Source organism: Ahrensia sp. 13_GOM-1096m (genome assembly GCF_000620605.1).
GTDB lineage: Bacteria > Pseudomonadota > Alphaproteobacteria > Rhizobiales > Rhizobiaceae > Ahrensia > Ahrensia kielensis.
Genome location: NZ_KK211156.1, coordinates 488,921 through 512,671, shown reverse-complemented (window position 1 = coordinate 512,671; position 23,751 = coordinate 488,921). Strand labels below are relative to the sequence as shown.

Annotated in this window: 21 protein-coding genes and 2 tRNA genes; 11 read left to right on the top strand and 12 right to left on the bottom strand. The window is 47.6% G+C overall.

What is annotated here, in order from left to right:
- Positions 1-25 precede the first annotated feature (25 nt).
- From N530_RS0116195 to N530_RS18435, 8 genes are all read right to left on the bottom strand, one after another.
- Positions 26-787 (bottom strand): tetratricopeptide repeat protein, encoded by a 762-nt coding sequence (locus N530_RS0116195; protein WP_026481559.1) that lies wholly within the window; start codon positions 785-787, stop codon positions 26-28.
- 358 nt (positions 788-1,145) lie between these two features.
- The gene (locus tag N530_RS18440; RefSeq protein WP_051541023.1) at positions 1,146-2,324 is read right to left on the bottom strand and encodes an OmpP1/FadL family transporter; all 1,179 of its coding nucleotides are present in this window, start codon (positions 2,322-2,324) and stop codon (positions 1,146-1,148) included.
- Positions 2,325-2,677: 353 nt separating this feature from the next.
- Positions 2,678-5,614 (bottom strand): valine--tRNA ligase, encoded by a 2,937-nt coding sequence (locus tag N530_RS0116185; protein ID WP_026481558.1) that lies wholly within the window; start codon positions 5,612-5,614, stop codon positions 2,678-2,680.
- A gap of 111 nt (positions 5,615-5,725) precedes the next feature.
- Complete coding sequence (locus N530_RS0116180) at positions 5,726-6,478, bottom strand: DUF2497 domain-containing protein (protein ID WP_081774009.1); 753 nt, start codon at positions 6,476-6,478, stop codon at positions 5,726-5,728.
- Positions 6,479-6,633: 155 nt separating this feature from the next.
- The gene (locus N530_RS0116175) at positions 6,634-8,010 is read right to left on the bottom strand and encodes a TolC family outer membrane protein (RefSeq protein WP_035267307.1); all 1,377 of its coding nucleotides are present in this window, start codon (positions 8,008-8,010) and stop codon (positions 6,634-6,636) included.
- Positions 8,011-8,176: 166 nt separating this feature from the next.
- Positions 8,177-8,851, bottom strand: a complete 675-nt coding sequence (locus N530_RS0116170) for a protein-L-isoaspartate O-methyltransferase (RefSeq protein WP_026481555.1) — start codon at positions 8,849-8,851, stop codon at positions 8,177-8,179.
- 41 nt (positions 8,852-8,892) lie between these two features.
- Positions 8,893-8,966 (bottom strand) — tRNA-Cys (locus tag N530_RS0116165).
- A 78-nt stretch (positions 8,967-9,044) separates the two neighbouring features.
- Entirely contained in the window at positions 9,045-9,317 is a 273-nt protein-coding gene (locus N530_RS18435; protein WP_247869211.1) for a hypothetical protein, read from the bottom strand.
- Positions 9,318-9,469: 152 nt separating this feature from the next.
- On the opposite strand from N530_RS18435, the gene N530_RS0116155 reads away from it, so the two are divergent.
- From N530_RS0116155 to N530_RS0116130, 6 genes are all read left to right on the top strand, one after another.
- Positions 9,470-9,544, top strand: a tRNA-Asn gene (locus N530_RS0116155).
- A 150-nt stretch (positions 9,545-9,694) separates the two neighbouring features.
- A complete protein-coding gene (locus N530_RS0116150; protein ID WP_026481554.1) occupies positions 9,695-11,161 on the top strand; it encodes a deoxyribodipyrimidine photo-lyase in 1,467 nt (488 codons plus the stop codon).
- The gene (locus N530_RS0116145) at positions 11,158-12,498 is read left to right on the top strand and encodes an NAD(P)/FAD-dependent oxidoreductase (RefSeq protein WP_026481553.1); all 1,341 of its coding nucleotides are present in this window, start codon (positions 11,158-11,160) and stop codon (positions 12,496-12,498) included. Before N530_RS0116150 ends, N530_RS0116145 begins: the two co-directional genes overlap by 4 nt.
- A 9-nt stretch (positions 12,499-12,507) precedes the next feature.
- Entirely contained in the window at positions 12,508-13,344 is an 837-nt protein-coding gene (locus N530_RS0116140) for a DUF1365 domain-containing protein (protein WP_051541022.1), read from the top strand.
- A gap of 41 nt (positions 13,345-13,385) precedes the next feature.
- Complete coding sequence (locus N530_RS0116135; RefSeq protein WP_026481551.1) at positions 13,386-14,648, top strand: cyclopropane-fatty-acyl-phospholipid synthase family protein; 1,263 nt, start codon at positions 13,386-13,388, stop codon at positions 14,646-14,648.
- Between the two features lie 92 nt (positions 14,649-14,740).
- Positions 14,741-16,069 carry an MFS transporter gene (locus N530_RS0116130; protein WP_026481550.1) on the top strand — a complete coding sequence of 443 codons (1,329 nt, stop codon included), beginning with the start codon at positions 14,741-14,743 and terminating at the stop codon, positions 16,067-16,069.
- On the opposite strand, the gene N530_RS0116125 is transcribed toward N530_RS0116130, so the two are convergent.
- Both N530_RS0116125 and N530_RS0116120 read right to left on the bottom strand, forming a co-directional pair.
- The gene (locus N530_RS0116125; RefSeq protein WP_035267454.1) at positions 16,066-16,902 is read right to left on the bottom strand and encodes an SDR family NAD(P)-dependent oxidoreductase; all 837 of its coding nucleotides are present in this window, start codon (positions 16,900-16,902) and stop codon (positions 16,066-16,068) included. The genes N530_RS0116130 and N530_RS0116125 overlap by 4 nt on opposite strands.
- Before the next feature lie 71 nt (positions 16,903-16,973).
- On the bottom strand, positions 16,974-17,621 hold the full coding sequence (locus N530_RS0116120; protein WP_026481548.1) for a cupin domain-containing protein: 648 nt from the start codon (positions 17,619-17,621) through the stop codon (positions 16,974-16,976).
- Positions 17,622-17,867: 246 nt separating this feature from the next.
- Between N530_RS0116120 and N530_RS0116115 the strand changes: the two genes are divergently transcribed.
- The 4 genes from N530_RS0116115 (at position 17,868) to N530_RS0116100 (ending at position 21,120) form a co-directional block, all read left to right on the top strand.
- Complete coding sequence (locus N530_RS0116115; protein WP_026481547.1) at positions 17,868-18,902, top strand: cysteine synthase A; 1,035 nt, start codon at positions 17,868-17,870, stop codon at positions 18,900-18,902.
- A 132-nt stretch (positions 18,903-19,034) separates the two neighbouring features.
- Positions 19,035-19,880 carry a 3-mercaptopyruvate sulfurtransferase gene (gene sseA / locus N530_RS0116110; protein ID WP_026481546.1) on the top strand — a complete coding sequence of 282 codons (846 nt, stop codon included), beginning with the start codon at positions 19,035-19,037 and terminating at the stop codon, positions 19,878-19,880.
- 1 nt (position 19,881) lies between these two features.
- Positions 19,882-20,484: a GNAT family N-acetyltransferase gene (locus N530_RS0116105; RefSeq protein WP_026481545.1), complete on the top strand. Its 603-nt coding sequence runs from the start codon at positions 19,882-19,884 to the stop codon at positions 20,482-20,484.
- 66 nt (positions 20,485-20,550) lie between these two features.
- Positions 20,551-21,120, top strand: a complete 570-nt coding sequence (locus tag N530_RS0116100; protein ID WP_026481544.1) for an OmpA family protein — start codon at positions 20,551-20,553, stop codon at positions 21,118-21,120.
- A 60-nt stretch (positions 21,121-21,180) separates the two neighbouring features.
- Here N530_RS0116100 and ald read toward each other — a convergent pair whose 3' ends face one another.
- Positions 21,181-22,299 carry an alanine dehydrogenase gene (gene ald, locus N530_RS0116095; protein ID WP_026481543.1) on the bottom strand — a complete coding sequence of 373 codons (1,119 nt, stop codon included), beginning with the start codon at positions 22,297-22,299 and terminating at the stop codon, positions 21,181-21,183.
- Between the two features lie 142 nt (positions 22,300-22,441).
- Here ald and N530_RS0116090 point away from each other — a divergent pair, with 142 nt between their 5' ends.
- Positions 22,442-22,930, top strand: coding sequence for an Lrp/AsnC family transcriptional regulator (locus N530_RS0116090; RefSeq protein WP_026481542.1), 489 nt, complete (start codon positions 22,442-22,444; stop codon positions 22,928-22,930).
- Here N530_RS0116090 and N530_RS18430 read toward each other — a convergent pair.
- Complete coding sequence (locus tag N530_RS18430) at positions 22,927-23,727, bottom strand: MipA/OmpV family protein (protein ID WP_035267304.1); 801 nt, start codon at positions 23,725-23,727, stop codon at positions 22,927-22,929. The genes N530_RS0116090 and N530_RS18430 overlap by 4 nt on opposite strands.
- Positions 23,728-23,751: the final 24 nt, after the last annotated feature.

Sequence of the window (23,751 nt, the reverse complement as noted above, 5' to 3'; positions counted from 1 at the left end):
AAGGAACACCAAATTTTGCCGCGCACTAATTGCGCGCTAAACTATCACCGTAAGAGATGCCAGTGCGTCTATCCGCTTCAGAAGAAACAGCAAAGGCTTCTTCCTGCATCGCTCTAATCCAGCCTCGATCGCCTTCTTCGGCATTGTGCAAAGCAGCGGTCATCAGGCCCAAGCCTTCAACAGTCTTGCCAGCATCAAACATCATTTTTCCGAGCATGGCTTGCGATCCTGCATGGCCTTTACTTGCGGACAAATTAAACCAGCGACCCGCTTGGCGGGGATCAACAGCGCCGCCCTCGCCGCTTAAAAACATTTTACCAAGTTCGAATTGAGCATCAGCATCTTTGAAGTTTGCAGCTGCCTGCCAATAAATATCACGCGCACGTGCCGGATCAGCTTTCACTGGCGATCCAGCGATACCGCGCTGTACATAAGCGCCAATCGACACCAAAGCATCCGCAACAAAAGATGAATCTCGGCTGCCTTGCTCAGCGCCTTCTTTCACAATGCCGCGTAAAATTTGAAAAGCCTCAAAATCATTTTCTTCAACGCCATCGCCAGCAGCATACATTTTTGCCAGTTTCCAACGCGCACCAATGTGCCCATCTTTGGCAGCATCGCTATACGCTTTAAAAGCTTCGTCTTTGCGTCCGCTTTTATAGGCTGAAAAACCAAATCTGAATGTCGTCCAAGCTTTGCGCTCGCCCGTAGGCTCCGCACCATCTTGCTGGTCGAATGCATGTGCAGGTATGCTCAATAAGAGCCCTACGCAAAAGCACACAAGCATCGCTGGCCGGCTGGCAAGCTTGGCATAATGGCCCAAATTCCTGATTACGGTCAGGTTATCTATCAGATATCCACGCAACACTTCAGTTCCTCTGCTCCACCATATCGTTAAGGTGAGCAATCTTAATTTCTATCATTCGCTCCAACATTCAATATCTTTTCACTGACATTTAAATGCGGTTTTCACATGTCTTCGTAATTGATTAATCTTTGTGGCGGGATCGCGGCAAACCGCCTTCACGTAACTTTACAACAATAGTTCTAACCAAACTGTTGCTGAATCATCACAAAATGAACAGAACCGCACAAATTAAAAACCCGCCACAAGGACGGGTTTTTAAAAATCTGAATTTTAGATTTTAGAATTTAATTTTTGCACTGATGTTCACACCAATTGCCGAACCAGATTCTGCTGTTTTAATTCCTGGTGCTGGAACAGAAGATCCAACACCACCACCGGCTGTAAAGTCTTGTGACGCTGCGCCGAACCAAGAATAACCAACACCACCACGGAACTCAACGTTTTCGCTTGGTTTGAAAGACGCGCCTGCACTAGCAGTCCAAACATCAGATTCTTGAAGGTCGTGTCCGGTGCCAACACCGCGATCCCATGTCAGACCAGCAGTAACGGCAAGTGCATCATTGAGTTGGTGCGCTACGCCACCATTAATTGTCCAACCATCTTTCCAGAAGAAGTTTAGGGAAGCTGGTGTGCCAGTAGCATTGTATTCAAGAACATCAAAGACGCTCCAGTCAGTCCATTTAACACCACCATATACAAGCCATCCTGGTGCAACACCAGATTGAACTTTCAATTCAACACTTTGCGGGAAAGTAGCTTTACCAGTGGCGAAAGGATTCGCCGTTCCACCTGACAAAATATCAAGAGTGCCAGTAGCATCTACATTTACAGCAGAACGATACATAAGTTGCGCACGCAATGCGATTTCTGGAATCTCGTAAGCAGCGCCAACGCGGTACCCGTAACCATGATCGCTGAGACGTAAAGCAAGCGTCGGTCCGCCCAGTTTAGGACTATAACCAATCAGCTGTTCAAAATCCAAAGACTGATAAAATGCGCCGCCCAAAATTGTGAATTTTCCAGGGCCGGCATTGAATGAAACACCACAGGTCAACCCTAGTTCATTCGTAACAAAATCTTGTTTCACTGAACCCGTTGTTTTTGCTGTAGTCACATCAAACCCAAGAGTTGTACCACTATAGTCAGACTTACCACCAAATGGCGTTGTATAAGTGCCAGCACAAGCAATATCTTCAACGGGTTCCAACTTCATCGCAAAGCTAGGAATAACATAGCTTTCAAGCAAATCAGAAGACTCTGAAGCGCCATACCCTTGAGAAGTAAGATTTTGTTTAGGCGACACAAACGTCATAGACGAACGCGACACGAAATTACCATCTTCATACAGAATATCTGTATCTGCTGTGCCGCGGCTAAAGCCACCTGCATTCGCTGCAGTTGCAAGAATTGTCGCACCAGCGAAACCGAGAATAATTTTATTGATTGAGCTAGACATATGCCCCCCTCCAGAAAACGAATTAATCCTATCTCACTCAAATAAGGTTACTACTTCAAGAAGATTTTCCAAAAGTGCCGTTTTTGAGGCCCAAACGCTACGTAAGGTGGCACTTTTTAGCGCTATTGAGGCAAAATGAGACACGTCGAATTGTAACAAAAAAGTTATTTAAGCAGGTGAAATCGTCGCATCCCCCTTGAACACCCTTTAAAAAGCCTCATTTCGAGCTGAATCGCCAACAATATGTTGCAATTGTGTCACAAGAACACATCTTTACGGCTGAGCATACAAAAACAGGCCGTTGACGTAAGCGTCAACGGCCTGTTTTGCATCAAAATTGAAATCTCGAATCATTAAAGCGCTTTAACGCGGGCAAGTGCAGCCTCAAGATTCTCCAATGTAGGTTTGAATTCTGCCAGTTTTTCACGCTCAGCTTGAACGACTTCCGGCTTGGCATTTTGAACAAATTTTTCATTGTTCAACTTGCCTTCAATTTTAGCCATGTCACCGCGTACCTTGCCAATTGCCTTTTCGATGCGCGCACTTTCCGCCGCCACATCGACAAGCGAGCCAAGTGGCAAGCAAGCTGTGCTTTCGCCTACGACGATTTGCGCAGAGCCTTCTGGTGCAACATCAGCCACAGAAAGTGCTTCCACCCGCGCCAGCCATTGAATAGCAGCAGCATTGCGCTCCATCCGGCCGCGTGTCACGTCACCAGCATCAACAAAAATCAACGGCGCTTTGGCAGATGGCGGCACATTCATCTCTGCACGTACAGAACGGATTCCCGATACCAACTCAATCAACCAGTTGATTTCATCAGCCGCTTCATCATCAGAAAACGCCGCTTCAGGCCAAGGCGCATGACAAATCAGTGTCTCACGATTTGCAGCTGTTAATCCCCAAAGCTCCTCAGTCATAAAAGGCATAAACGGATGCAGCATTTTGTAAGCTTGGTCGAGAACATAGGCAGCGCAAGCCTGAGCCTCTTTTTTAGCCGCCTCGTCCTCACCTTGGAAAACAGGTTTTAGCAGTTCCAAATACCAGTCACAGAAATTGTTCCAAACGAATTTGTAAGCCGCTGATGCAGCATCATTGAAGCGATACGTATCGATACCCGTTGAAACCTCTTTGACCGCACGTGAAAGCTCGGTCAAAATCCAGCGGTTAACGGGCAGCTTAGCATCTTCCGGTTTGAAATTCGGATCATGCGCAACATCGTTCATCTGTGCAAAGCGCGTCGCATTCCACAGCTTGGTTCCAAAATTGCGATAGCCAGCAATACGGTCAGTATCGAGCCGAACATCCCTGCCTTGGGCTGCCATAATCGCTAGCGTAAAGCGCAGCGCATCCGTGCCGTATTCATCCATCAGTTCCAGTGGATCAATAACATTGCCCTTGGACTTGGACATTTTCTGCCCGTCCTTGTCACGCACCAATGCGTGAACATAAACCGTATGGAACGGCTCGACAGATTGCCCGTCTTCGTCCTTCATAAAGTGATTGCCCATCATCATCATTCTGGCGACCCAGAAGAAAATAATGTCAAAACCGGTAACGATCACATCCGTTTGGTAATAAGCCTCAAGCTCTTTGGTCTTTTCAGGCCAACCAAGCGTTGAAAACGGCCAGAGCGCAGATGAGAACCATGTGTCGAGAACGTCTGGGTCGCGCTGCAATATGCTCTGCGTTTCAGATGCCTCAATCTTATTCTCGACCCAAGCTTTCCACGGCCCTTCATGAGAAATATAATGCTGAATTGCCGCCTCAAGCGCCAAACCTTCATTTTTCGCTACAAAAACACGGTCATCAGGGCCATACCATGCAGGGATTTGGTGCCCCCACCAAAGCTGGCGCGAAATACACCATGGCTGGATGTTTTCCATCCAATTATAATAGGTGTTTTCCCATGTTTTCGGTACAAAGGTTGTGCGACCCTCTTTAACGGACGCAAGCGCAGGCTTAGCCAATGTTTCCGCATCGGCAAACCATTGATCTGTCAGCATAGGCTCGATAACGACCTTAGAGCGGTCACCAAACGGCTGCATAATCTTCTTATTTTCAACGTAAGGAACACTCTCCTCACGTTCATTGCCTTCATCGTCCTTAACCGTGACGGTTGTCATAACCGCTAAACCTTCAGCGGAAATATCGGCAATAACTTTTTTGCGCGCCTCAAAGCGGTCCAGTCCGCGATATTCATCCGGCACTAGATTAATCGCATCAACAACAGCTTCGCTAGGCAGCTCGCCGCTTTCAACGATTGCTTTTGATTTCGCCGCTTCTTCAACATAGGCATCGCCATCAGCGCGCATTGATGCCTTTGTATCCATCAAACGGTACAGAGGAATATTATTGCGCTTGGCAACTTGATAATCGTTGAAATCATGCGCGCCGGTAATTTTAACCGCACCAGACCCAAAATCCTTGTCAGGATACTCGTCTGTTATGATTGGAATTTTACGGCGATGTTCTTTCGGTCCAACAGGTATTTCACAAAGCTTGCCAACAATAGAAGCATAGCGCTCATCGGAAGGATGAACAGCAACAGCACCATCACCTAGCATGGTTTCTGGGCGTGTTGTCGCTATCGAAATATAATCGCGCGTCTCTTCAAGAACCACATTGCCGTCTTCGTCTTTTTCAACATAGGTGTATGTTGCATCGTCCGCCAAAGGATATTTGAAATGCCACATATGGCCATCAACTTCGGTGTTCTCGACTTCCAGATCAGAAATTGCGGTTTCAAAATGTGGGTCCCAATTGACCAAACGCTTGCCGCGGTAAATCAAGCCTTCATTATAAAGCTCAACGAAAACCTTGAGCACCGCTTCTGATAGACCTTCATCCATCGTAAAGCGCTCACGCGACCAATCACATGAAGCACCAAGACGCTTTAACTGATTGAAAATCGTGCCGCCGCTTTCAGCTTTCCATTCCCAAATTTTCTCGATGAATTCCGCACGCGTAAAATCGTTACGCTTTTTGCCCTCGGCATTCAGCTTGCGCTCAACAACCATCTGCGTAGCAATACCCGCATGGTCCATACCTGGCTGCCACAGCACATTATTGCCAAGCATACGCTGGTAGCGAACCATTATGTCTTGAAGCGTATTGTTAAGAGCGTGGCCCATATGCAAGGAGCCAGTAACATTGGGCGGCGGAATTACGATAGAAAATGGTTCCGCACCTTCGCGCGCGCCTGCTCCGGCAGCAAAAGCGTTTGCATCATCCCATTTTTTGGCGATTTGCGGCTCAACATTGGCCGCGTCAAAAGTCTTATCTAGCATCGAAAAATCCGCGCCGTTCAACGGCTAATTATCATAAAGAGTATGAGCTTGGATAAATCGGATAGAAGCCCTGCTGTCAACACAGGGCCAGCAGTTCACATGGCGGCAAATTCACTCGCCGCGGGCAATACGCTCAATTTCAGCACGAACCAAACGCTCAACCATTGCCGGCAAATTATTATCAAGCCAGTCAGAAAGCATTGGCTTCAGCAAATCTTCTGTCATGGCAGGCAGATCACGCCCTGCTTCATTTGCCAGCGCTTCAGATAGGCTCTCAAATGAATTTCCAATAACGGATTTTACCTGCTCAGAAACCAAATTGCGTTTTGTTTCGGGCATATATGAAGGTGCTGAAGGGCGTATATTAGCAGTCACTTGCTGATAATCAGATGTTTTTGCCGCAAGTGCGCTACCCACTTTTTCAAAAGCGGTGCGGTCATCATGCGTAAAACGCTGCTCATATTTCTTTTGTGCCGGTTCAATTGTCTGAACATCAACGCTTTCAGGCTCCGCAACGCTATCCGCCTCTTTCACAGCTTCCAGCGGCACCACATTGGTTTCAGATGTTTCATATTTCGCATCAAGGGATTCCAGAAAACTATCGAGCTCAGGAACACCAACTTCATCAAACGCATCATCAACAGAAATTTCAGTTTGCTCAGCAACTTCTGCCCCAAGAAGATCGGCAGCGGACACCAATTCAACCTGTGCGCTTGGCGCAGGCGTAATGTCATCATTTGCAACAGCTTCTTTAACGATAGTCGTGACGTCCGACTTTTTATTACCGTCATCAATAATACGGCGAATCGAAGCTAGAATATCATCCATTGAAGGTTGGTCTTGCACCGGATTGGTCTGCGCCATGTCACCCACTCTACAATTATCCACTGAACATTCGGCGTACCGAATCACACATCAACCTAGCGCATAGATTTGGAAATGAGAATCGCTGATGGGAAATTGATTCTACAACCCACAAGAATAACCGTTAAAATGGTTACCGTGGCCGGTAAAAGCGGTTAGCGACCATCAGGTGTGCGCAAACCGAACCATTTATCTTTAACAGCACTATAGTGTTCTTCAGGGTCTTTAACGGCAACACTCAAGCCCAAACGCTTGGCATTTAGGCGCCCGATGGCAGAAGCAAGCGCATAGCTTGATACCACTTGGTTTCGCTGCGCCTGAACCAATGCGATTTGGGCGTTAAGAACAACGGTGCGGGCATTAAGAACATCAAGTGTTGTGCGCTGGCCAACGCTGCGCTCTTCAACAACGCCGTTTAGTGCTAGACGGGCGGCGCTCACGCCTTCCTGATTGGCACTCACAGAGGCACGAGACGCCTCAAGCTGCGTGTAAGCAGATACAACGGCCGCACGAACCTGATTACGCGCCACATCAACTTCTAAACGTGCTTGGCCTAACTGCTCTTTGCTTTTACGCACAGTCGCAGACGCTTGACCGCCTTGATAAATAGGCACTGTCACGCTCAAACCGACACGGCCTGTGGTTGATTCAGATGAGCTGTCTAGCGCGCTTGGTACGCGACCAGAATTTGAAGATGATGATAAATTACGCGAAACAGAAGCACTGACACCCACCTGTGGCAGAAACGCACCTTCAGCTGCCTTAACACTGAATAGACCACTATCAACAAGTGCATTGCGCACTTCGATTGCAGGATGGCTTGAAAATGCAATTTGCTCTGCTTGCGCAAGAGAACGTGGCAAAAGCTTAGAAAGAGGTGCTGGCGTTTTCAAAGCACCCGGCTCTGTACCGACAATTTGCATGTAAATTGCTTCGGATGATTTTACTTGCGCTTGTGCAGCAATAAGCTGCGCACGAGCGGCAGCCAAACTGGCTTGCGCTTGCGCAACATCAGTGCGTGTGCCTTCACCAACCTCAAAGCGAGATCGCTCAGAGCGTAGTTGCTCATTAAGCGAATCAATATTTTGCGCCCGCAGAGAAGCTATCTGGCGGTTTTGCAAAACATCCATATATGCTTGCGACGCATCAAAAAGCGTATTTTGCTCTGTATTTAGAAGATTAGCGCGTTCTGCACGTACACCAGCTTCCGCACCTTTAATCTTATTACGTGTCTCAAACCCATCGAAAATTGACTGGTTGATTTCAACACCAAAGCTCGCAGTGCTGTAGCCGCGAGCGCCCTCAGAAAAATTGTAAAGAAGTGAGGACGTCGCTTGAACGCGTGGACGGTGGCCCGATTTTGCAAGCGGTACATTTTCATCAACAGCACGCAAACCAGCACGTGCAGCGTTTAAGCTAGGGTTGTTTTCGTAGGCTTTCGCCATTGCGCCATGAATAGTTTCAGCACTATGCGCGGCTGAGGCGATGCAAACAGTCAAAGTCAGAACCGCTGAAAATATTGACCGACGCATATAAGTAATCCCAATCTGACATAAGTACGCTTATTAAAACCGTATGATGGCAATAAGACAATTGAGACGCAAAACTCAAGTTACAAAATTGTCATAGACACAGTGTTTACAGTTTTAAAAAGTTAACCGTTGTTAATTCGCACCACAATGTCAGTAAGCTTAGGGTTTAAAATAAGAATTCTGGCTCTTTCACAAAGCTCGGCAAAGTTTTCGCAGAAAGATTGAATGTCTTGCGGCTCGATACAACGCCTTCATCGTCTTTAATATAAAGACGTGCAAAAGCTGTTGTTCCGCGCCCTTCAATCACAGCCAAACGGCCGTTGCTCTTAAGTTGAGCAAGAAGCGCTTCAGGCACAGCATCAACAGCGCCGTTCAAAAAGATAACATCATATGGCCCCTCACCGGCAAAACCTGCATTCAGATCACCTGTGACAACCACAACATTATCAAAGCCAAGCGATGCCAAAGTCTCTGATGCCTTGTTTGCAAGGTCTTCGTCGCTCTCAAGCGCAATTACAGCACCGGCAAGTTTAGAAAATACGGCAGATGAATAACCCGTTGCACAACCAATATCGAGAACCAAATCATCCGAACCAATATCAGCCATCTGCGCTAGCTTAGCGAAAGGCGATGGCTCCATAAGATAACGTGGCTGCGCTGCATCTGGCGATGTGACAAGAATTTCATCATCAATATAAGCAAGCGGCTTGGTTTTTGCTGGTACGAAAGCCTCACGCGGAATTTCGAACATCGCTTCAATTAAGCGCAGCTCGGTCACATCTGTTGTGCGAACCTGGCTATCAACCATTGCGCGACGAAGTTCTGTGTAATTTTCCATCATCGATTGATCTCTGCGCTTTTCGGTGTGCAGCAATAAGAAAATGGAGGCCTCGTCCGGATTTGAACCGGAGTACACGGATTTGCAATCCGCTGCGTAACCACTCCGCCACGAGGCCCTAATACCACTGCGTATCGCGGCATCTGTTAACAGAGCGTTTTTAAAACGACAAGCAGGGCAATCATTATTGTACCTATTATTTTTGCTTTGAATCACGATTAGCGCGAAAATTGGCTTTTATACGCCCTATTTTCACAGCCATTTTACGACTAAAGCGCCGCGCAGCTTTAGAATCATGGCTCAAAACGAATATTCCAAGCGGCAACATCCAGAAGCCTAATATTGGCAAAAAGCCTAATATGCCGCCGAGAATCAATGCAACACCAAGCAAAACGCGCATAAAGCGACGCCTTGGTAAGCGTATGGAGCGACCAAACAGCTTCAAATAATGATCAGATTTATCTTGCATTAAGCTTATATGTGAATTTCTGTCTCGATCTGCCAGCATTTATCGCGCTTCAAAGCATTATTTTGGCATCAAACAAAAAAATTGTGACTTTTTCTCAAAAGTCCCTTTGCAAAACAAAATACCTTTTGTTATGAGCGCTCATCGCAAGATATTCCCCGATAGCTCAGCGGTAGAGCAATCGACTGTTAATCGATCGGTCGTAAGTTCGAATCTTACTCGGGGAGCCAATTAAAACCGGTTGATGCAAATCGCATCAGCCGGTTTTTCTTTTCAGCGCATATTTCAATAAATCGACATTCTTGAATGATCTAAAACGTCTGGCGTTGCGTAAGCAGAAACAACAAATACTTTAATGTAACTTTGGGTGCTCTGATCTTATGCCGACCGCAACGAATCCATCATTACCAGACGGCCCAATCATTGTGTGGTTTCGCAATGATTTGAGGATTGCTGACAACGCCGCATTGTTAAAGGCAGCGCAAAGCAACCAAGAGGTGATTTGCCTTTATATATTGGATGAAGATGCAGACGAGACAACGCATTATGGCGGTGCGCAGCTTTGGTGGCTGCATCATTCGCTAATCGCACTATCAAAATCATTGGAAGCCATTGGCGCAAAACTGATTCTAAAGCGCGGCTCGCCAAACAAAATCATCAAGAGTTTAATCGATGATACCGGTTCGCAAACCGTTTTGTGGAACAGGCGCTATGCGACAAGCCACATCAAGCGCGACACAGAGCTCAAAAGCGAGCTGACCAATGATGGTATAGAAGTAATCAGCTTTGATGGCGCATTACTGCATGAGCCGACTAAACTGCGCACAGGCTCGGGTGGCCCTTATAAGGTTTACACACCCTTTTGGCGTGCGCTGTCGGGCAAGGATGAACCTCGCGACCCTGCCCCCAAGCCACAAGCACTTAACCCCTACAACAAAACTATAAAAAGCGATTCGCTTAATGATTGGGCGTTGCTCCCAACAAAACCAGACTGGTCAGGCGGAATTTCAGATGAATGGACACCGGGAGAGCAAGGCGCCTTAGAGCGTTTGGGTGATTTTCTTGATGGGCCCATCAATGATTATAAAGAAGGGCGTGATTTTCCTGCCAAGCAGGACACATCAAAATTATCGCCGTACCTCACCTTTGGTGAAATTTCACCCTATCAAATCTGGTCTGAAGTGAATGCGAAGCATGGCACCCATACGCCGAATAAAGAGACATTTCGAAAAGAAGTCGTCTGGCGCGAATTTGCGTACCATCTCTTGGTCAATTTCGAAGATTTAAAGAACAAGAACTATAATAGTCAGTTTGATGCTTTTCCGTGGAATAGCAGCAAGAAACATTTAGCGGCTTGGCAACAGGGCAAAACCGGCTACCCCATCGTTGATGCAGGCATGCGCCAACTTTGGCAAACCGGATGGATGCACAACCGCGTCAGAATGATCGTTGCTTCGTTCTTGGTAAAGCATCTGCTGATTGACTGGCGCGAAGGCGAAAAATGGTTCTGGGACACATTGGTAGATGCAGATCCCGCATCCAATACGGCAAGCTGGCAGTGGGTTGCAGGCTCCGGCGCCGATGCCTCTCCATATTTCCGTATATTCAATCCGATTCTGCAGGGCGAAAAATTCGATAAGCTTGGCACTTATGTGAAACTTTACTGCCCCGAACTGCGTGATGTTCCTGAAAAATACATACACAAACCTTGGGATGCCCCCGAGAAAATCCTTAAAAATGCAGGTGTGACCCTCGGCGATACATATCCCAACCCCGTCGTTGATCACAAAACTGCGCGCGAGCGAGCTTTGACCGCATACCAAACCATGAGAAAGAGCACCGGATGAACATAAATACACCCGCGCCGCGCAAAAAAATTGCAGTTATCGGCAGCGGTATTTCTGGCGCAGCGGCAGCTTGGTCTTTGAACTTCACGCAGGATGTTACGCTGTTTGAAGCAGAAAGCCGCGCTGGCGGGCACACATGTACCGTTGATGTCGATTATGACGGCACACCCATTGCTGTGGATGTGGGCTTTATTGTTTTCAATGAACGCAACTATCCAAATCTTTGCGCTTTGTTTGATTTTCTCGGTGTGAAATCTGAAGAAACCAATATGAGTTTCGCACTATCGCTCAATGGCGGTCAGCGTGAATGGTGCGGCATTAGCCTCAGCACTGTATTCTCTCAAAAAGCCAATATTTTTTCACCGTCCTTTTTATGGATGCTTCGCGAAGTTGTGCGCTTCAATAAGCAATGCCTAAAAGACCGTGACAGCGGTTATCTTGGCACGATGACGATCGGTCAATATTTAAACAAGAGAAAGTTCTCAAAGCGGTTTCAAGATGACTATTTAATTCCAATGGCCGCAGCGATCTGGTCTACGCCCAAAATTAAAATGCTGGCTTTTCCTGCATTGTCTTTCATTCAGTTCTTTGAAAACCACCGCCTTCTTGAACTAGAGCCACCAACATGGCGCACGGTCTCTGGCGGATCGCGTAATTATCATCAAAAATTACTCAGCACACTTGGCGACAGCGTAAAATTAAACACGCAAATCACCGCGCTTCATAACAATGATGATGGCAGTGCCTCGTTAACCGATCAAAATGGCAAAATAGAACATTTTGATGCCGTGGTATTTGCCTGCCATTCAGATCAAGCACGCGCCATTCTTGCTGCTGGCAATGGGCCGTTGGAAACGCAAAGTGTTTTATCTGACATTAAATATAAGCCGAACCGCGTCGTCCTACACCGCGATGTTAGCTTTATGCCAAAACGCACCAAAGCGTGGGCTGCGTGGAACTATATGCGTGAAACAGAAGCCAATGGAGATGAAAGCGAAATCTGCCTCACCTATTGGATGAACCGCCTGCAAAATATCGACAGTTCAAAACCGCTTTTTGTAACACTCAACCCAACGCGTGAACCTGATCCAGCCAAAGTCTTCGGCGAATGGAGCTTTGACCATCCACAATATGATCAAGCCGCATTTGATGCTCAAAAACGAATTGAATTTCTACAAGGCAACGACAACATCTTTTTTGCCGGTGCTTGGACAGGTTTTGGCTTCCACGAAGATGGATTGCGATCCGGATTAGAGGCCGCTGAAGCGCTGGGCGGTCATGTGCCTTGGCGATCGGCGCTACCTGATGCACTTCCAATTGCCGTTGCGGCCGAATAGACTGTGGATATGCATATGCAAAATATGTCAAATCAAGCCCTGTTCCCGCCGCCGGGACAAGCAGCAACACTGTATCCCGGCAAGGTAATGCATGCGCGCTTGAAGCCGTTTGGACATCGCTTCAATTACCGCGTTTTCAATTGCTTGTTTGACCTAGACAGGCTCGCAGATGCCTCCACATTATCTTCGCTGTTTTCAGTTGGCCGCTTTAACCTCATTAGCTTTTATGAGCGTGACCACCTGCCTGAAGGTGAAAAGCGTAGCTTACGCGATTATGCATCGGCATTGACGCAGGAAGCAGGTGTGCATCGCCCTCACCGTATTCTTCTTCTGGCCTATCCGCGTATTCTAGGTTTCGTTTTCAACCCGATCAGCGTGTATTTTTGTTATGATGCAAGCGATCATTTGACCGCTGTGATTTACGAAGTTCGCAACACATTTGGCGAGCGACATAGCTATGTCTGCAAGGTCGAAAATGGACAGCTTACGAGCTCAGGACTGCGGCAGGAACGCACCAAGATCTTCTACGTTTCTCCCTTTATCGATATGGGCATGCGCTATCATTTCCGCATTACGCCGCCCGGCAAAAAGGTCAAATTCCGCATTTTTGAAACCGACGGAACAGACCCGCTTTTATCAGCGACATTTATCGGCGAGGCAAAGCCCTTCACAACGCTTGCGCTTACTGGTCAGGTCGCTCGTTTGCCCTTTATGACGTTAAAGGTTGTTGCAGGCATCCATTGGGAAGCACTCAAGCTTTGGGTCAAGGGTGCAAAGTACCGCGCAAGAGGCACACCGCCCGATCCGGTCAGTTATAAAGACCGTATTACTGGACCTGCCGAATAATTTGTATAACTTTATAAACAGAAGAAACGAGACAGATTGATATGTCACACGCAACAAACAGCATGGATGATCTTTCGGCCTCTGCAGAGCCATTGACCGCAGAAAACTTGCGCAATTACGCGCGCGGCCTGCCCGTAAAAGCACGTCTTGCGCTTAAACTCGCATTGCAATTACCAAAAGGCACGTTGACCATTCAGATGCCCGATGGCCGTGTGATTAAAATCGAAGGACGCGAAGAAGGTCCTAACGCCGCGCTTGTTCTGCATAATTGGAACTTGCCAAAACGCGCCTTGAGCGGTGCAACCATTGGCGTGGCAGAAAGCTACATGGATGGCGATTGGTCTAGCCCTGATGTAACGACCTTTCTGCGCTTGTTTGTCATCAATGAAGAGTGGGGCAATCGCCTCGCCAGCAGCAGCAAAATAATGACCGCATTTGGCAAGCTGCGCCATTGGCTCAATAGAAACACCAAAGCCAAAGCCAGACAGAACATTTCGGCACATTATGATCTCGGCAATAAATTCTATGCCGCTTGGCTTGACCCAACCATGACATATTCCTCCGCTCTTTATCAGGACGGCGCGAATGATCTGCAATCAGCACAAACGGCTAAATATCGTGCGCTTGCAAAGGCTACGGGCATAAAAAAAGACGATCACGTTTTGGAAATTGGATGCGGCTGGGGCGGGTTTGCAGAATTTGCAGCGCGTGAAATTGGTTGTAAAATTACAGGCTTGACGATCAGCCGTGAGCAATTGGATTTTGCGCGGGAGCGTATTCGCGCTGCGAACCTTTCTGACAAGGTCACATTCAAGTTTCAAGATTACCGTGATGAGCGCGCAAAATACGATAAAGTTGTCTCAATCGAAATGTTCGAGGCCGTTGGTGAAGCCTATTGGGGCACTTACTTTGAAAAACTACGCGACGTCTTAAAGCCCGGCGGCAAAGCAGGCCTGCAAATCATTACAATCAATGAGAAAACATTTCCCTTCTACCGTGAAAACCCTGAATTTATTCAACGTTATGTTTTCCCAGGCGGCATGTTGCCGCCGCCCTCTATGCTTGATCAACTTCCTATCGAAATTGGTTTGAAAAAGCAGGATGAACGTATTTTCGCACGTGACTATGCCCGCACACTGGCTGAATGGCGCGAACGTTTCTGGCAAAGCTGGGATGTTCTAAAAACCATGGGTTTCGATGACCGCTTCAAACGACTTTGGGAGTTTTATCTCTATTATTGTGAAGCCGGTTTTGAAGAGGAATTCATTGATGTGCGCCAAGTCGTTTATGAACGTGTACAATAAGATGCGCGCATTCGCGCCACCTACCTTGAATCATTTTATGCACAAATGACCGCAACATCCTGTATTGATTCACCAATTGGAAATTGCACACATTGAAAGATCGTGGCTCCAACCTCACGCTTGCGCGCATCATCATCTATGCATTGCCTGCAATGCCCCTCGCCGCGCTCACGCTACCGCTTTATATATTGGTGCCAACATTCTATTCAGAAACACTTGGCCTATCGCTGACATCCGTTGGCGCAGCGCTTTTATTTGTGCGTATTATTGATGCCATCAACGATCCGCTTATCGGCTATGGCGCAGACAAATTGCGAGTTGGTTTTGGCCGCCGGCGAACACTTTTTGCGCTTTCTTTGCCCCTTACTGCTTTTGCAGCACTCATGATCTTCTGGCCGCCAATAGAGGCCACGATTTGGTATCTAGCCTTTTGGGGCGCTGTTTTATCCTTTGGCTACACCGCCTGCCTCATCCCATTTTACGCATGGGGCGCAGAAATGGCTGGCGATTATGAAAAGCGCACAACGATCACAGCTTGGCGCGAAGCTTTAACACTTATCGGCACCTTGATTGCAATCGCACTGCCTTTCGCAATTGGCACGCACAACGCCAATGGTTTTCACGGACTGGCGCTGCTTGGCATTGTCATCGCATTGACCTTACCGCTTCTGGGCAGCCTCACCATTTGGAAAGTGCCGGAGCCACGCGAATATACGCGGCAAGCGGTAAGCTTTACCGAAGGCATTCAGCATTTGAAAAACAACAGGCCGTTTTTGCGATTAATCGCAGCCTTCTTTGTCAACGGCCTCGCAAACGGTATTCCAGCCACGCTTTTTCTTTATTTCGTGTCTGATTATCTCGGCGCACCAGAAACTCGCGGACCGCTTTTGTTTTTATACTTTATGTGCGGTGTTGCGGGCGTGCCATTGGCTGCCTTCATCGCAAAACGCACGTCCAAACACCGCGCTTGGGCTTACGGCATGTTGGCAGCAACGATCATTTTCGCGTTCACGCCGCTTCTATCACATGGCGATGTAATGGCTTTCGCCTTCATATGCGCGATGACTGGTTTGCTCGTTGGTTTTGACTTGTCACTGCCCGCATCAATTCAGGCCGACGTCATCGACATAGATACGGCAGCATCGGGCGAGCAACGCTCCGGAACATATTTTGCAGCATGGAGCCTGTCGACAAAAATGTCACTGGCACTGGCGGTCGGCTTTGCCTTTCCACTGCTTGGACTTTTCGGTTTTCAACCAGAGATAAGCACACAGCAAAGCGACACATCGTTAAGTGCGCTTGCAGTAATCTATGCATGGATACCTGCCCTGCTTAAACTGGGCGCAGTCGCATTAATATGGAATTTTCCGCTTACGGAAGAAATGCAGCGCGAACTGCGCAGCAAAATCGAAAGCAATTAAACTTTGCGTTGTACTTTAGCTGCTGCCGTATCGCCAAAGTTCAAAGGTCGTTCTTTCCAACCTGTCGCGCGTTTCATTTGCCAAAAATAAACACGATGCGGCAACATACGCAGAATTTTCAGCAGATAAGTAAGCCGGCGCGGGAAAGTAATTTCAAAACCACCACGTTCAAAACCACTGATCATTCGGCGCACAGCTTTATCCACGGGCATCAAAGCAGGCATATCAAATTCATTCTTCTCGGTAAGCGGCGTATCAATAAAGCCCGGATTAACGACCTGAATGCGAATATTCATTTTATCAAAATCGAATTTCAAAGACTCCGCCATATTGTTGATCGCAGCTTTTGATGCACCGTAAGCGGCCGCAGCTGGTAGGCCAGAGTAACCAGATACAGATGCCACAAGCGCGATTTGCCCCTTGCCATGCACCTTCATTTTTTCAACCACCGGAACAAGCCCGTTCAACATGCCAAAAACATTGATCTCATATGTTTTGCGAAAAGCATCAATATCAAGTGCTTCGCCTGCCGTTGGCCAATAATTACCAGCATTAAACACGGCTAGACGAATGGGGCCATATGATGATTCAATCTCTTCAACAGCAACCGCCATACTGTCACGGTCAGTCACATCGCATGGTAGCGCGTGGAAACGCCCTTTATATGAGGCGGCTTCTGCCTCCATCTCTTTTAACTTATCTTCGCCGCGCGCACTGCCAACAACAACATATCCCTCGCGCACCATCTGAAGCGCAAGTTCGCGCCCCATGCCGCCACTTGCGCCAGTAATCCACACAACACCGTCGCCAGCTGAAGTTTGATAAAGGTTCATATTGTTTTCCATAAAAAAGCTCTCCCAGCACTACGCCGCGAGAGCCTGATTGGTTCCAAATCTTGCGAAATTTAATAAGCGCCTAGAATGTCACCTATGCGCTGCTTTAATGATCCGCTCAGGCGCTGCGGCCCGTCCGTAACAGCAAAGCCAATACACGGCGCGCTCATATCTGCCGTTGGCCGATGCTCAACATTCTCGTCAGCAATCGAAATGTCACCGCGTCCAAATGCACCGCGCTCATCCGTAAATGCACCTTGCAAAACAAGCGAAAGCTCTTTGCCCTCGTGCGTGTGCATGGGCACCGTTCTACCAGGACGTATCCAAAACATGGACACATCACAGCCATCTACATTGCCCAAATCAAATTCCTTGAAACCTGGCAGTTTGGTTTTCCAAGGAATATCAGTAACGCTGCGTCCAACAAATCCAACCAGTGCAGACGGCATAACATCGCAATGCACAGGCGCTTTCATTTCAGTACGCATTTTATCATCGCTATTGAATATGCGGTCCAGCGTTTCATCGCGTTTTAAAATCGGTACAGGCGACAGTTCTTCAAGCTCAGCACCAGCCGCACGCTCCAAGCCCGCAACAAAAGCGTGGTGCTGATTGGATAATTGCAGCTGTGATGCCATCATAACTTGCAAGGGCAAAGGCAGGCTCCCTGCAACATAAGCGGAAAGCAGCGCGTCCAAATTGTCAAAGTCTATCGTCATGCTCGTCCCGTCTTCATATGAACGTGTCAATCTTATCAGCCTGTTGTGACTCATTCACTTACTTCTTAAGCCACTTTGTTATTACGCACCGCAATCAAAATCGGATTAGTTTTGAGGTTAAAATTCTAATATCCCTGCGCCAAAGCAAATATTTATCATCTTCAGTTGTTTATCTAACCAATTCTGACTTGCCCGAACGCACGCGCAACCCTAATTTGCAGGTCAAAACAATAAAAGGATTGCGCTATGCACAGCTCCGTCATCGACCTCATTGGTAACACGCCCCTTGTACGCCTAAAACGCGCATCGGAGGAAACCGGTTGCGATATTTATGGCAAATGCGAATTTCTTAATCCTGGCCAGTCCGTCAAAGACCGCGCAGCTTTATTTATTATTCGAGATGCAGAAAAAAAAGGCCAACTTAAACCGGGCGGCGTCATCGTCGAGGGCACCGCAGGCAATACAGGCATTGGCATGACCTTGGTGGCCAAGGCGCTTGGATACCGCACAGTGATCGTTATTCCTGAAACGCAGAGCCAAGAGAAAAAAGATGCGCTGCGTCTGATGGGTGCGGAATTGGTCGAAGTGCCAGCTAAGCCCTACAAAAATCCGAATAACTACATCAAGGTTTCAGCGCGACTAGCCGAAGCGCTTGCCAAAACAGAACCAAACGGCGCGATCTGGGCCAATCAGTTTGATAATGTTATCAACCGCCAAGCCCATATTGAAACCACAGGGCCTGAAATTTTGCGCGATTTAGATGGCAAAGTTGATGGCTTTATCTGCGCTTGTGGATCAGGCGGCACTTTGGTTGGAACGGCGGAAGCACTACGCGCTGGAAATCCTGACGTAAAAATTGGTCTTGTCGATCCAATGGGCGCTGCCCTTTATGCCTATTACACGCAAGGCGAGCTCAAATCTGAAGGCGGTTCGGTCTCAGAAGGTATTGGCCAAGGCCGTATCACCAAAAATCTGGAAGGCTTCAAACCTGATTTCGCGTATCAGGCAGAGGACAAAGAAGGATTGGAAATCATCTTTAACCTTGCGCAAGAAGAAGGCATGGTCATGGGCCTTTCAACTGGCATCAACATTGCTGGCGCAAAGAAACTGGCGAAAGATTTAGGACCGGGCAAAACTATCGTCACCATGCTGTGTGATTATGGCAATCGCTACCAGTCCAAGATTTACAATCCTGAATTTCTGCGCTCGAAAGACTTACCCGTACCAGAATGGATGGAAGCAAAAGTGGATATCGCCGTGCCCTATGAGGATGATGTTTAAGGCTTAAAATCCAAGCAAACATTTGCAGCAGCATTGTTTTGCTGCAATATTCAAAAAAGCCAAATGCGGAATAATGAACGTTTCCAGCGTTACATTTTCCAAATGTTACATACTCAATGCGAGATTGCTTTCATGACACAAAGTCCGTTCATTGTATCGGCCGATTGGCTTGAAGAACATTTAAGTGACGAAGACATCGCCATCATTGATGGCGCTTGGTATCTGCCTGCTCAAAATCGGGATGCGCGCGCAGAATATGACGAAGCGCATATACAAGGTGCGGTCTTTTTTGACCATGAACGCGTTGTCGATGCCGATAGTGGACTGCCGCATACACTGCCCTCGCCTGAGAAATTTTCTCAACTCGCAGGACAAATGGGCCTGACACGCCAAAAGACAATCATTGTTTATGACGGTCCCGGCATTTTCACAGCACCGCGCGTTTGGTGGATGCTGCGCCATTTTGGTGCTGAAAATGTATTCGTTTTGGATGGCGGCATTGATAATTGGAAAGCAGAGCAACGCCCCGTTACGAACGAAAAATCGACCCCGCAGCCAACAATTTTTGACTGCCAAACAAGCGCAGATAATGTGGTCACATTCACTGAAATGAATGAGATTGTCCAAAACGTAAGCTGCCAGATAGCAGATGCCCGCGGCAAAGGTCGCTTCGATGGCAGTGAAGCAGAACCACGCGCTGGAATGCGCTCAGGGCATATGCCAGCGGCAATAAATGTTCCGTTTAGTAACCTTTCAGACAAAGGCTATTTAAAAACCACCGAAGAGCTTCGAAAGACATTGACCGAGGCTGGCCTTGATTTATCCAAACCTGTGGTCACAACATGCGGGTCTGGTGTCACCGCAGCCGTGATCAATCTGGCCTTGGCATCCGTCAATGCAGCAGGATCGCGCCTTTATGACGGATCATGGGCCGAATGGGGTAGCAAACCAGACACAGCGATTGTTACTGGAGATTAAAATGAATTGGTTTGGTCCGGGCGTTAAGCTCGAAAAAAACATGAAAACATTAGAGACGACAGTAACATATCTTGAAATGTTTGAGCGTCCTGAAACACATGCTCAGCGCCCATCAAACATCAATGCAGCATTGCTTGTTACCAAAGACATGCCGCTTCATTTCTACCGTTACTTATATTTTAATGTGGGCATTCACTGGAGCTGGGAAACGCGCTTGAGACTCAAAGATGAGGAACTTGCCGAAGCAATTCACAATCCCAATGTTGAAATAACAGTGCTTTATTTAGATGGCGCGCCAGCTGGGTTCTATGAAGTAAATCGAACAGCAACTGACACCAATGACTTGGCCTATTTTGGCATGATGCCTCACGGTGCAGGCAAAGGTTTGGGCCGCTGGTTTTTATCAAATGCAATTGATGCTTGCTGGGCCGGAAATCCAAGCCGCGTTACCGTCAACACATGCACACTTGATCATCCCGCAGCCTTGCCATTGTACCAAAAACTAGGTTTCAAACCCTACCGTCAATCAAAAGGCCATGCGCGTCCCTTGAGCGGCAGCGAATGTGCAAATCTGGCTGCACACAGCGGCATAACCAGCGATTAAATCCGTTCAGCTCCAATTCATATTGATTTTGCAATATCTGGGTAAAGCAAATTAAGGAGCTCTAAATTGGATCGTCAAAAAGTAATTTCCCGCCGCGCCGCCCTAGCAGCTTTGGTTGGAGCAGCCAGCCTTGTAACATCTGTTGCGCATGCACAATCCACACCATCTGCACAATCCATTGAGCGCAGTCTATCAGCGCCAACCAAGGGGCTTGCACCTGCGAAACGGGTTTCACCAAACGTTTTTAAACAACGCCCAGAACTGCGCCGCATCGCGCCGTCGGTCAATATTCAGTCTATTAATTTCGCCTTTGGTTCAGATCGCATTCCTCAGGATCAATATTGGAAAGTTGAGCGTATTGCCGTTGCGATGAATAGAATTTTGCAGCGCAATCCACGCGAAGTGTTCCTTATCGAAGGCCACACTGATGCCGTTGGCAGCAACACCTCAAACCTTGCGCTTTCCGAGCGCCGCGCCCGTTCTTTGGCACGGCAGCTTACCCGCTTTGGCGTTTCGCCTAGAGCGATGGAAACGATAGGTTATGGTGAAGAAGATTTATTGGTTCAAACTCAACGAGAAGATTGGCGCAATCGGCGCGTTACGCTACGCCGAATTACAGATTTCATAACACGCTAAATAAAAACGCCGGATCATAAAGATGATCCGGCGTTTCAATAAGTCACAACAACTGGGGAGTTAAGCGACTTTAAGAATTGTCTCTGGCGCTGTCATTTCATAGCCAAGTGCTTCGGCAACCGCAGCATTGGTGATTTTGCCTTTGTGAACATTCAAGCCATTACGCAAATGATGGTTTTCCAAAATCGCGTTTAAGCCTTTATCGGCAAGCATGACGCCATATTGCAGTGTCGCATTGTTAAGCGCATGCGCTGAAGTAACCGAAACAGCGCCGGGCATATTGGCGACGCAATAATGAATAACACCGTCAACGACATATGTTGGTTCAGAATGCGTTGTTGCTTTTGATGTTTCAAAACAACCGCCTTGGTCGATCGCAACATCACAAAGCACAGAACCCGTTTTCATGCCGGACAGCATTTCGCGCGTTACAAGCTTAGGTGCAGCAGCACCAGGGATGAGTACCGCACCGATAACAGCGTCAGCAGCAAAAACTTCCTGCTCAAGCGCATCGATTGAAGAATAGCGTGTTTTCACACGGCCGTTGAAAATATCATCAAGCTGGCGCAAACGCGGCAATGAGCGGTCAAGAATAGTCACATCGGCGCCAAGGCCAACGGCCATTTTAGCAGCATGAATACCAACAACACCGCCGCCAATGACAACAACCTTGCCAGGCAGAACACCAGGTACACCGCCAAGCAAAACACCGCTACCGCCATTTGCTTTTTGTAAAGCGGTTGCAGATGCTTGTATCGACAAACGACCCGCTACCTCTGACATTGGCGCAAGCAATGGCAAGCCGCCGCGATCATCGGTTACTGTTTCATAGGCAATCGCAGTACAGCCGCTGTCAATCAAACCTTTTGTCTGTTCTGGATCTGGAGCAAGGTGAAGGTAAGTGTAGAGAAGCTGATCTTCGCGAAGCATTGCCCATTCAGCAGGCTGTGGCTCTTTTACTTTAACAATCATGTCTGACTGTTCGAAAACTTCCTTGGCTGTGCCAACAATTTTCGCGCCTGCTGCTTTATAAGCGTCATCGCCAGCGCCAATGCCTGCACCGGCATTTGTTTCCATAATAACATCATGTCCGTGCGCCACATATTCTCGAACAGAACTAGGCGTCAGTCCAACACGGTATTCGTGGTTCTTGATTTCCTTCGGGCAACCAACGCGCATAATATTCTCCTCTAATATGTATTATTACTAAGTACCTTACAAAAAAAACGCACGCAATGTCCTTGCGAAATTGGGTTTGCAAACATGCAATTATTGCTGTTTATTGCAAGAAGTGCACACGAAACAAAAGATATTTGCGTTTATGAAGCTTGATACGATTGATTACGCGATTTTAGAAGCGCTACAAAAAGACGGGCGACTTGCCAATGCGAACCTTGCCGAGAAAGTAGGTCTGTCTGCTTCGGCCTGTTCAAGACGCTTAGATGTGCTGGAGAAAAACGGCGTCATTCGCGGCTATTATGCACGTGTTTCAAACAAAGAACTTGGCCATGACATGACGGCGATTGTGAACATATCACTTTCAGGTCAGTTTCAAAAAACGCTTAGCGAATTTGAAACGGCAGTGAAACGCTGCCCCGACATCGTTGTCTGTTATCTGATGAGCGGCGAATATGATTACACATTGCGGGTCGTTGCTAAAGACTTAGCGGACTATGAGCGCATCCACAGGGATTGGCTAACAGCCCTTCCCCATGTTGCAAAAATCAACTCAAGCTTTGCACTGCGCGAAGTGATTGATCGACCAAATGTCGGTATTGATGCTGGGCTAGCGAAAAATGCTAAAATCTAGAATTGGTAGATAAAGCCCAAACCACCGGAAAATTGATCATTCGTTACAGATATAGGGCTGTCGGCCGCATCACCGATTAATTTCGAATAGCCAACATTGGCACGTAAATTCAATTGCTCGCTCGCCTGATAGCTGGCGGCGGCCTTAACATCGACATTTTTGAAACCGGCACCGGCGTTAAACACGGACAATCCAGATGCAGCATTTTGTGCTGAGCTTACACCGAACATATTGTCCATATAATCATCTGAAGCATAGGTCGTCCCAGTATAAAGACTTAATGTCAAACTATCGGTAACAGCCGTTTCATAGCCTGCTCCAAAGCGCACAAGAAAACCACTATCATCAAGACCTGTGAACTGCTTTGAGGCAGCTGCATCTACTGAAAATCCATCGACAGTATAAGCTGCAAAGGCACCAGCCACAACGCCGCCATCCACATCACCAAGCCCGTTCAAATCAGTTGAAAGGCTTTCTTTTCGACCAAAATTGTAGCCCACAACGGGTCCCAAATCGAAACCACCTTTGCGAAAGGCAGCATAACGTACATCGTCAATCCCGCGAAATGTAAGCCGCGAACGCTCACCATTACCGTCGCCAAAGGTCGGATAGGCAATAGGGAACGCGCTAACACGGTATTTATTAGAGCCTTCATACACAGGAGCAACAGAAGCAAATCCCCCTGCAGCTAGGCTGACATTGGAAAACAAGTTAGATTCCTGCGCCGCCGAAGGACTGACACCAACAAAAGAAGCTGCACATGAACCAACAATTGCAGTAACTGTCACTTTATTCATAATATTTTTGATCTCACTGGAGGT

Excerpts from the sequence above, each read along its gene's own strand:
- N530_RS0116195 (WP_026481559.1), bottom strand. The coding sequence starts at position 787 with ATGCTTGTGTGCTTTTGCGTAGGGCTCTTATTGAGCATACCTGCACAT.
- N530_RS18440 (WP_051541023.1), bottom strand. The coding sequence starts at position 2,324 with ATGTCTAGCTCAATCAATAAAATTATTCTCGGTTTCGCTGGTGCGACA.
- N530_RS0116185 (WP_026481558.1), bottom strand. The coding sequence starts at position 5,614 with ATGCTAGATAAGACTTTTGACGCGGCCAATGTTGAGCCGCAAATCGCC.
- N530_RS0116180 (WP_081774009.1), bottom strand. The coding sequence starts at position 6,478 with ATGGCGCAGACCAATCCGGTGCAAGACCAACCTTCAATGGATGATATT.
- N530_RS0116175 (WP_035267307.1), bottom strand. The coding sequence starts at position 8,010 with ATGCGTCGGTCAATATTTTCAGCGGTTCTGACTTTGACTGTTTGCATC.
- N530_RS0116170 (WP_026481555.1), bottom strand. The coding sequence starts at position 8,851 with ATGATGGAAAATTACACAGAACTTCGTCGCGCAATGGTTGATAGCCAG.
- N530_RS18435 (WP_247869211.1), bottom strand. The coding sequence starts at position 9,317 with ATGCAAGATAAATCTGATCATTATTTGAAGCTGTTTGGTCGCTCCATA.
- N530_RS0116150 (WP_026481554.1), top strand. The coding sequence starts at position 9,695 with ATGCCGACCGCAACGAATCCATCATTACCAGACGGCCCAATCATTGTG.
- N530_RS0116145 (WP_026481553.1), top strand. The coding sequence starts at position 11,158 with ATGAACATAAATACACCCGCGCCGCGCAAAAAAATTGCAGTTATCGGC.
- N530_RS0116140 (WP_051541022.1), top strand. The coding sequence starts at position 12,508 with ATGCATATGCAAAATATGTCAAATCAAGCCCTGTTCCCGCCGCCGGGA.
- N530_RS0116135 (WP_026481551.1), top strand. The coding sequence starts at position 13,386 with ATGTCACACGCAACAAACAGCATGGATGATCTTTCGGCCTCTGCAGAG.
- N530_RS0116125 (WP_035267454.1), bottom strand. The coding sequence starts at position 16,902 with ATGAACCTTTATCAAACTTCAGCTGGCGACGGTGTTGTGTGGATTACT.
- N530_RS0116120 (WP_026481548.1), bottom strand. The coding sequence starts at position 17,621 with ATGACGATAGACTTTGACAATTTGGACGCGCTGCTTTCCGCTTATGTT.
- N530_RS0116115 (WP_026481547.1), top strand. The coding sequence starts at position 17,868 with ATGCACAGCTCCGTCATCGACCTCATTGGTAACACGCCCCTTGTACGC.
- sseA (WP_026481546.1), top strand. The coding sequence starts at position 19,035 with ATGACACAAAGTCCGTTCATTGTATCGGCCGATTGGCTTGAAGAACAT.
- N530_RS0116105 (WP_026481545.1), top strand. The coding sequence starts at position 19,882 with ATGAATTGGTTTGGTCCGGGCGTTAAGCTCGAAAAAAACATGAAAACA.
- ald (WP_026481543.1), bottom strand. The coding sequence starts at position 22,299 with ATGCGCGTTGGTTGCCCGAAGGAAATCAAGAACCACGAATACCGTGTT.
- N530_RS0116090 (WP_026481542.1), top strand. The coding sequence starts at position 22,442 with ATGAAGCTTGATACGATTGATTACGCGATTTTAGAAGCGCTACAAAAA.
- N530_RS18430 (WP_035267304.1), bottom strand. The coding sequence starts at position 23,727 with ATGAATAAAGTGACAGTTACTGCAATTGTTGGTTCATGTGCAGCTTCT.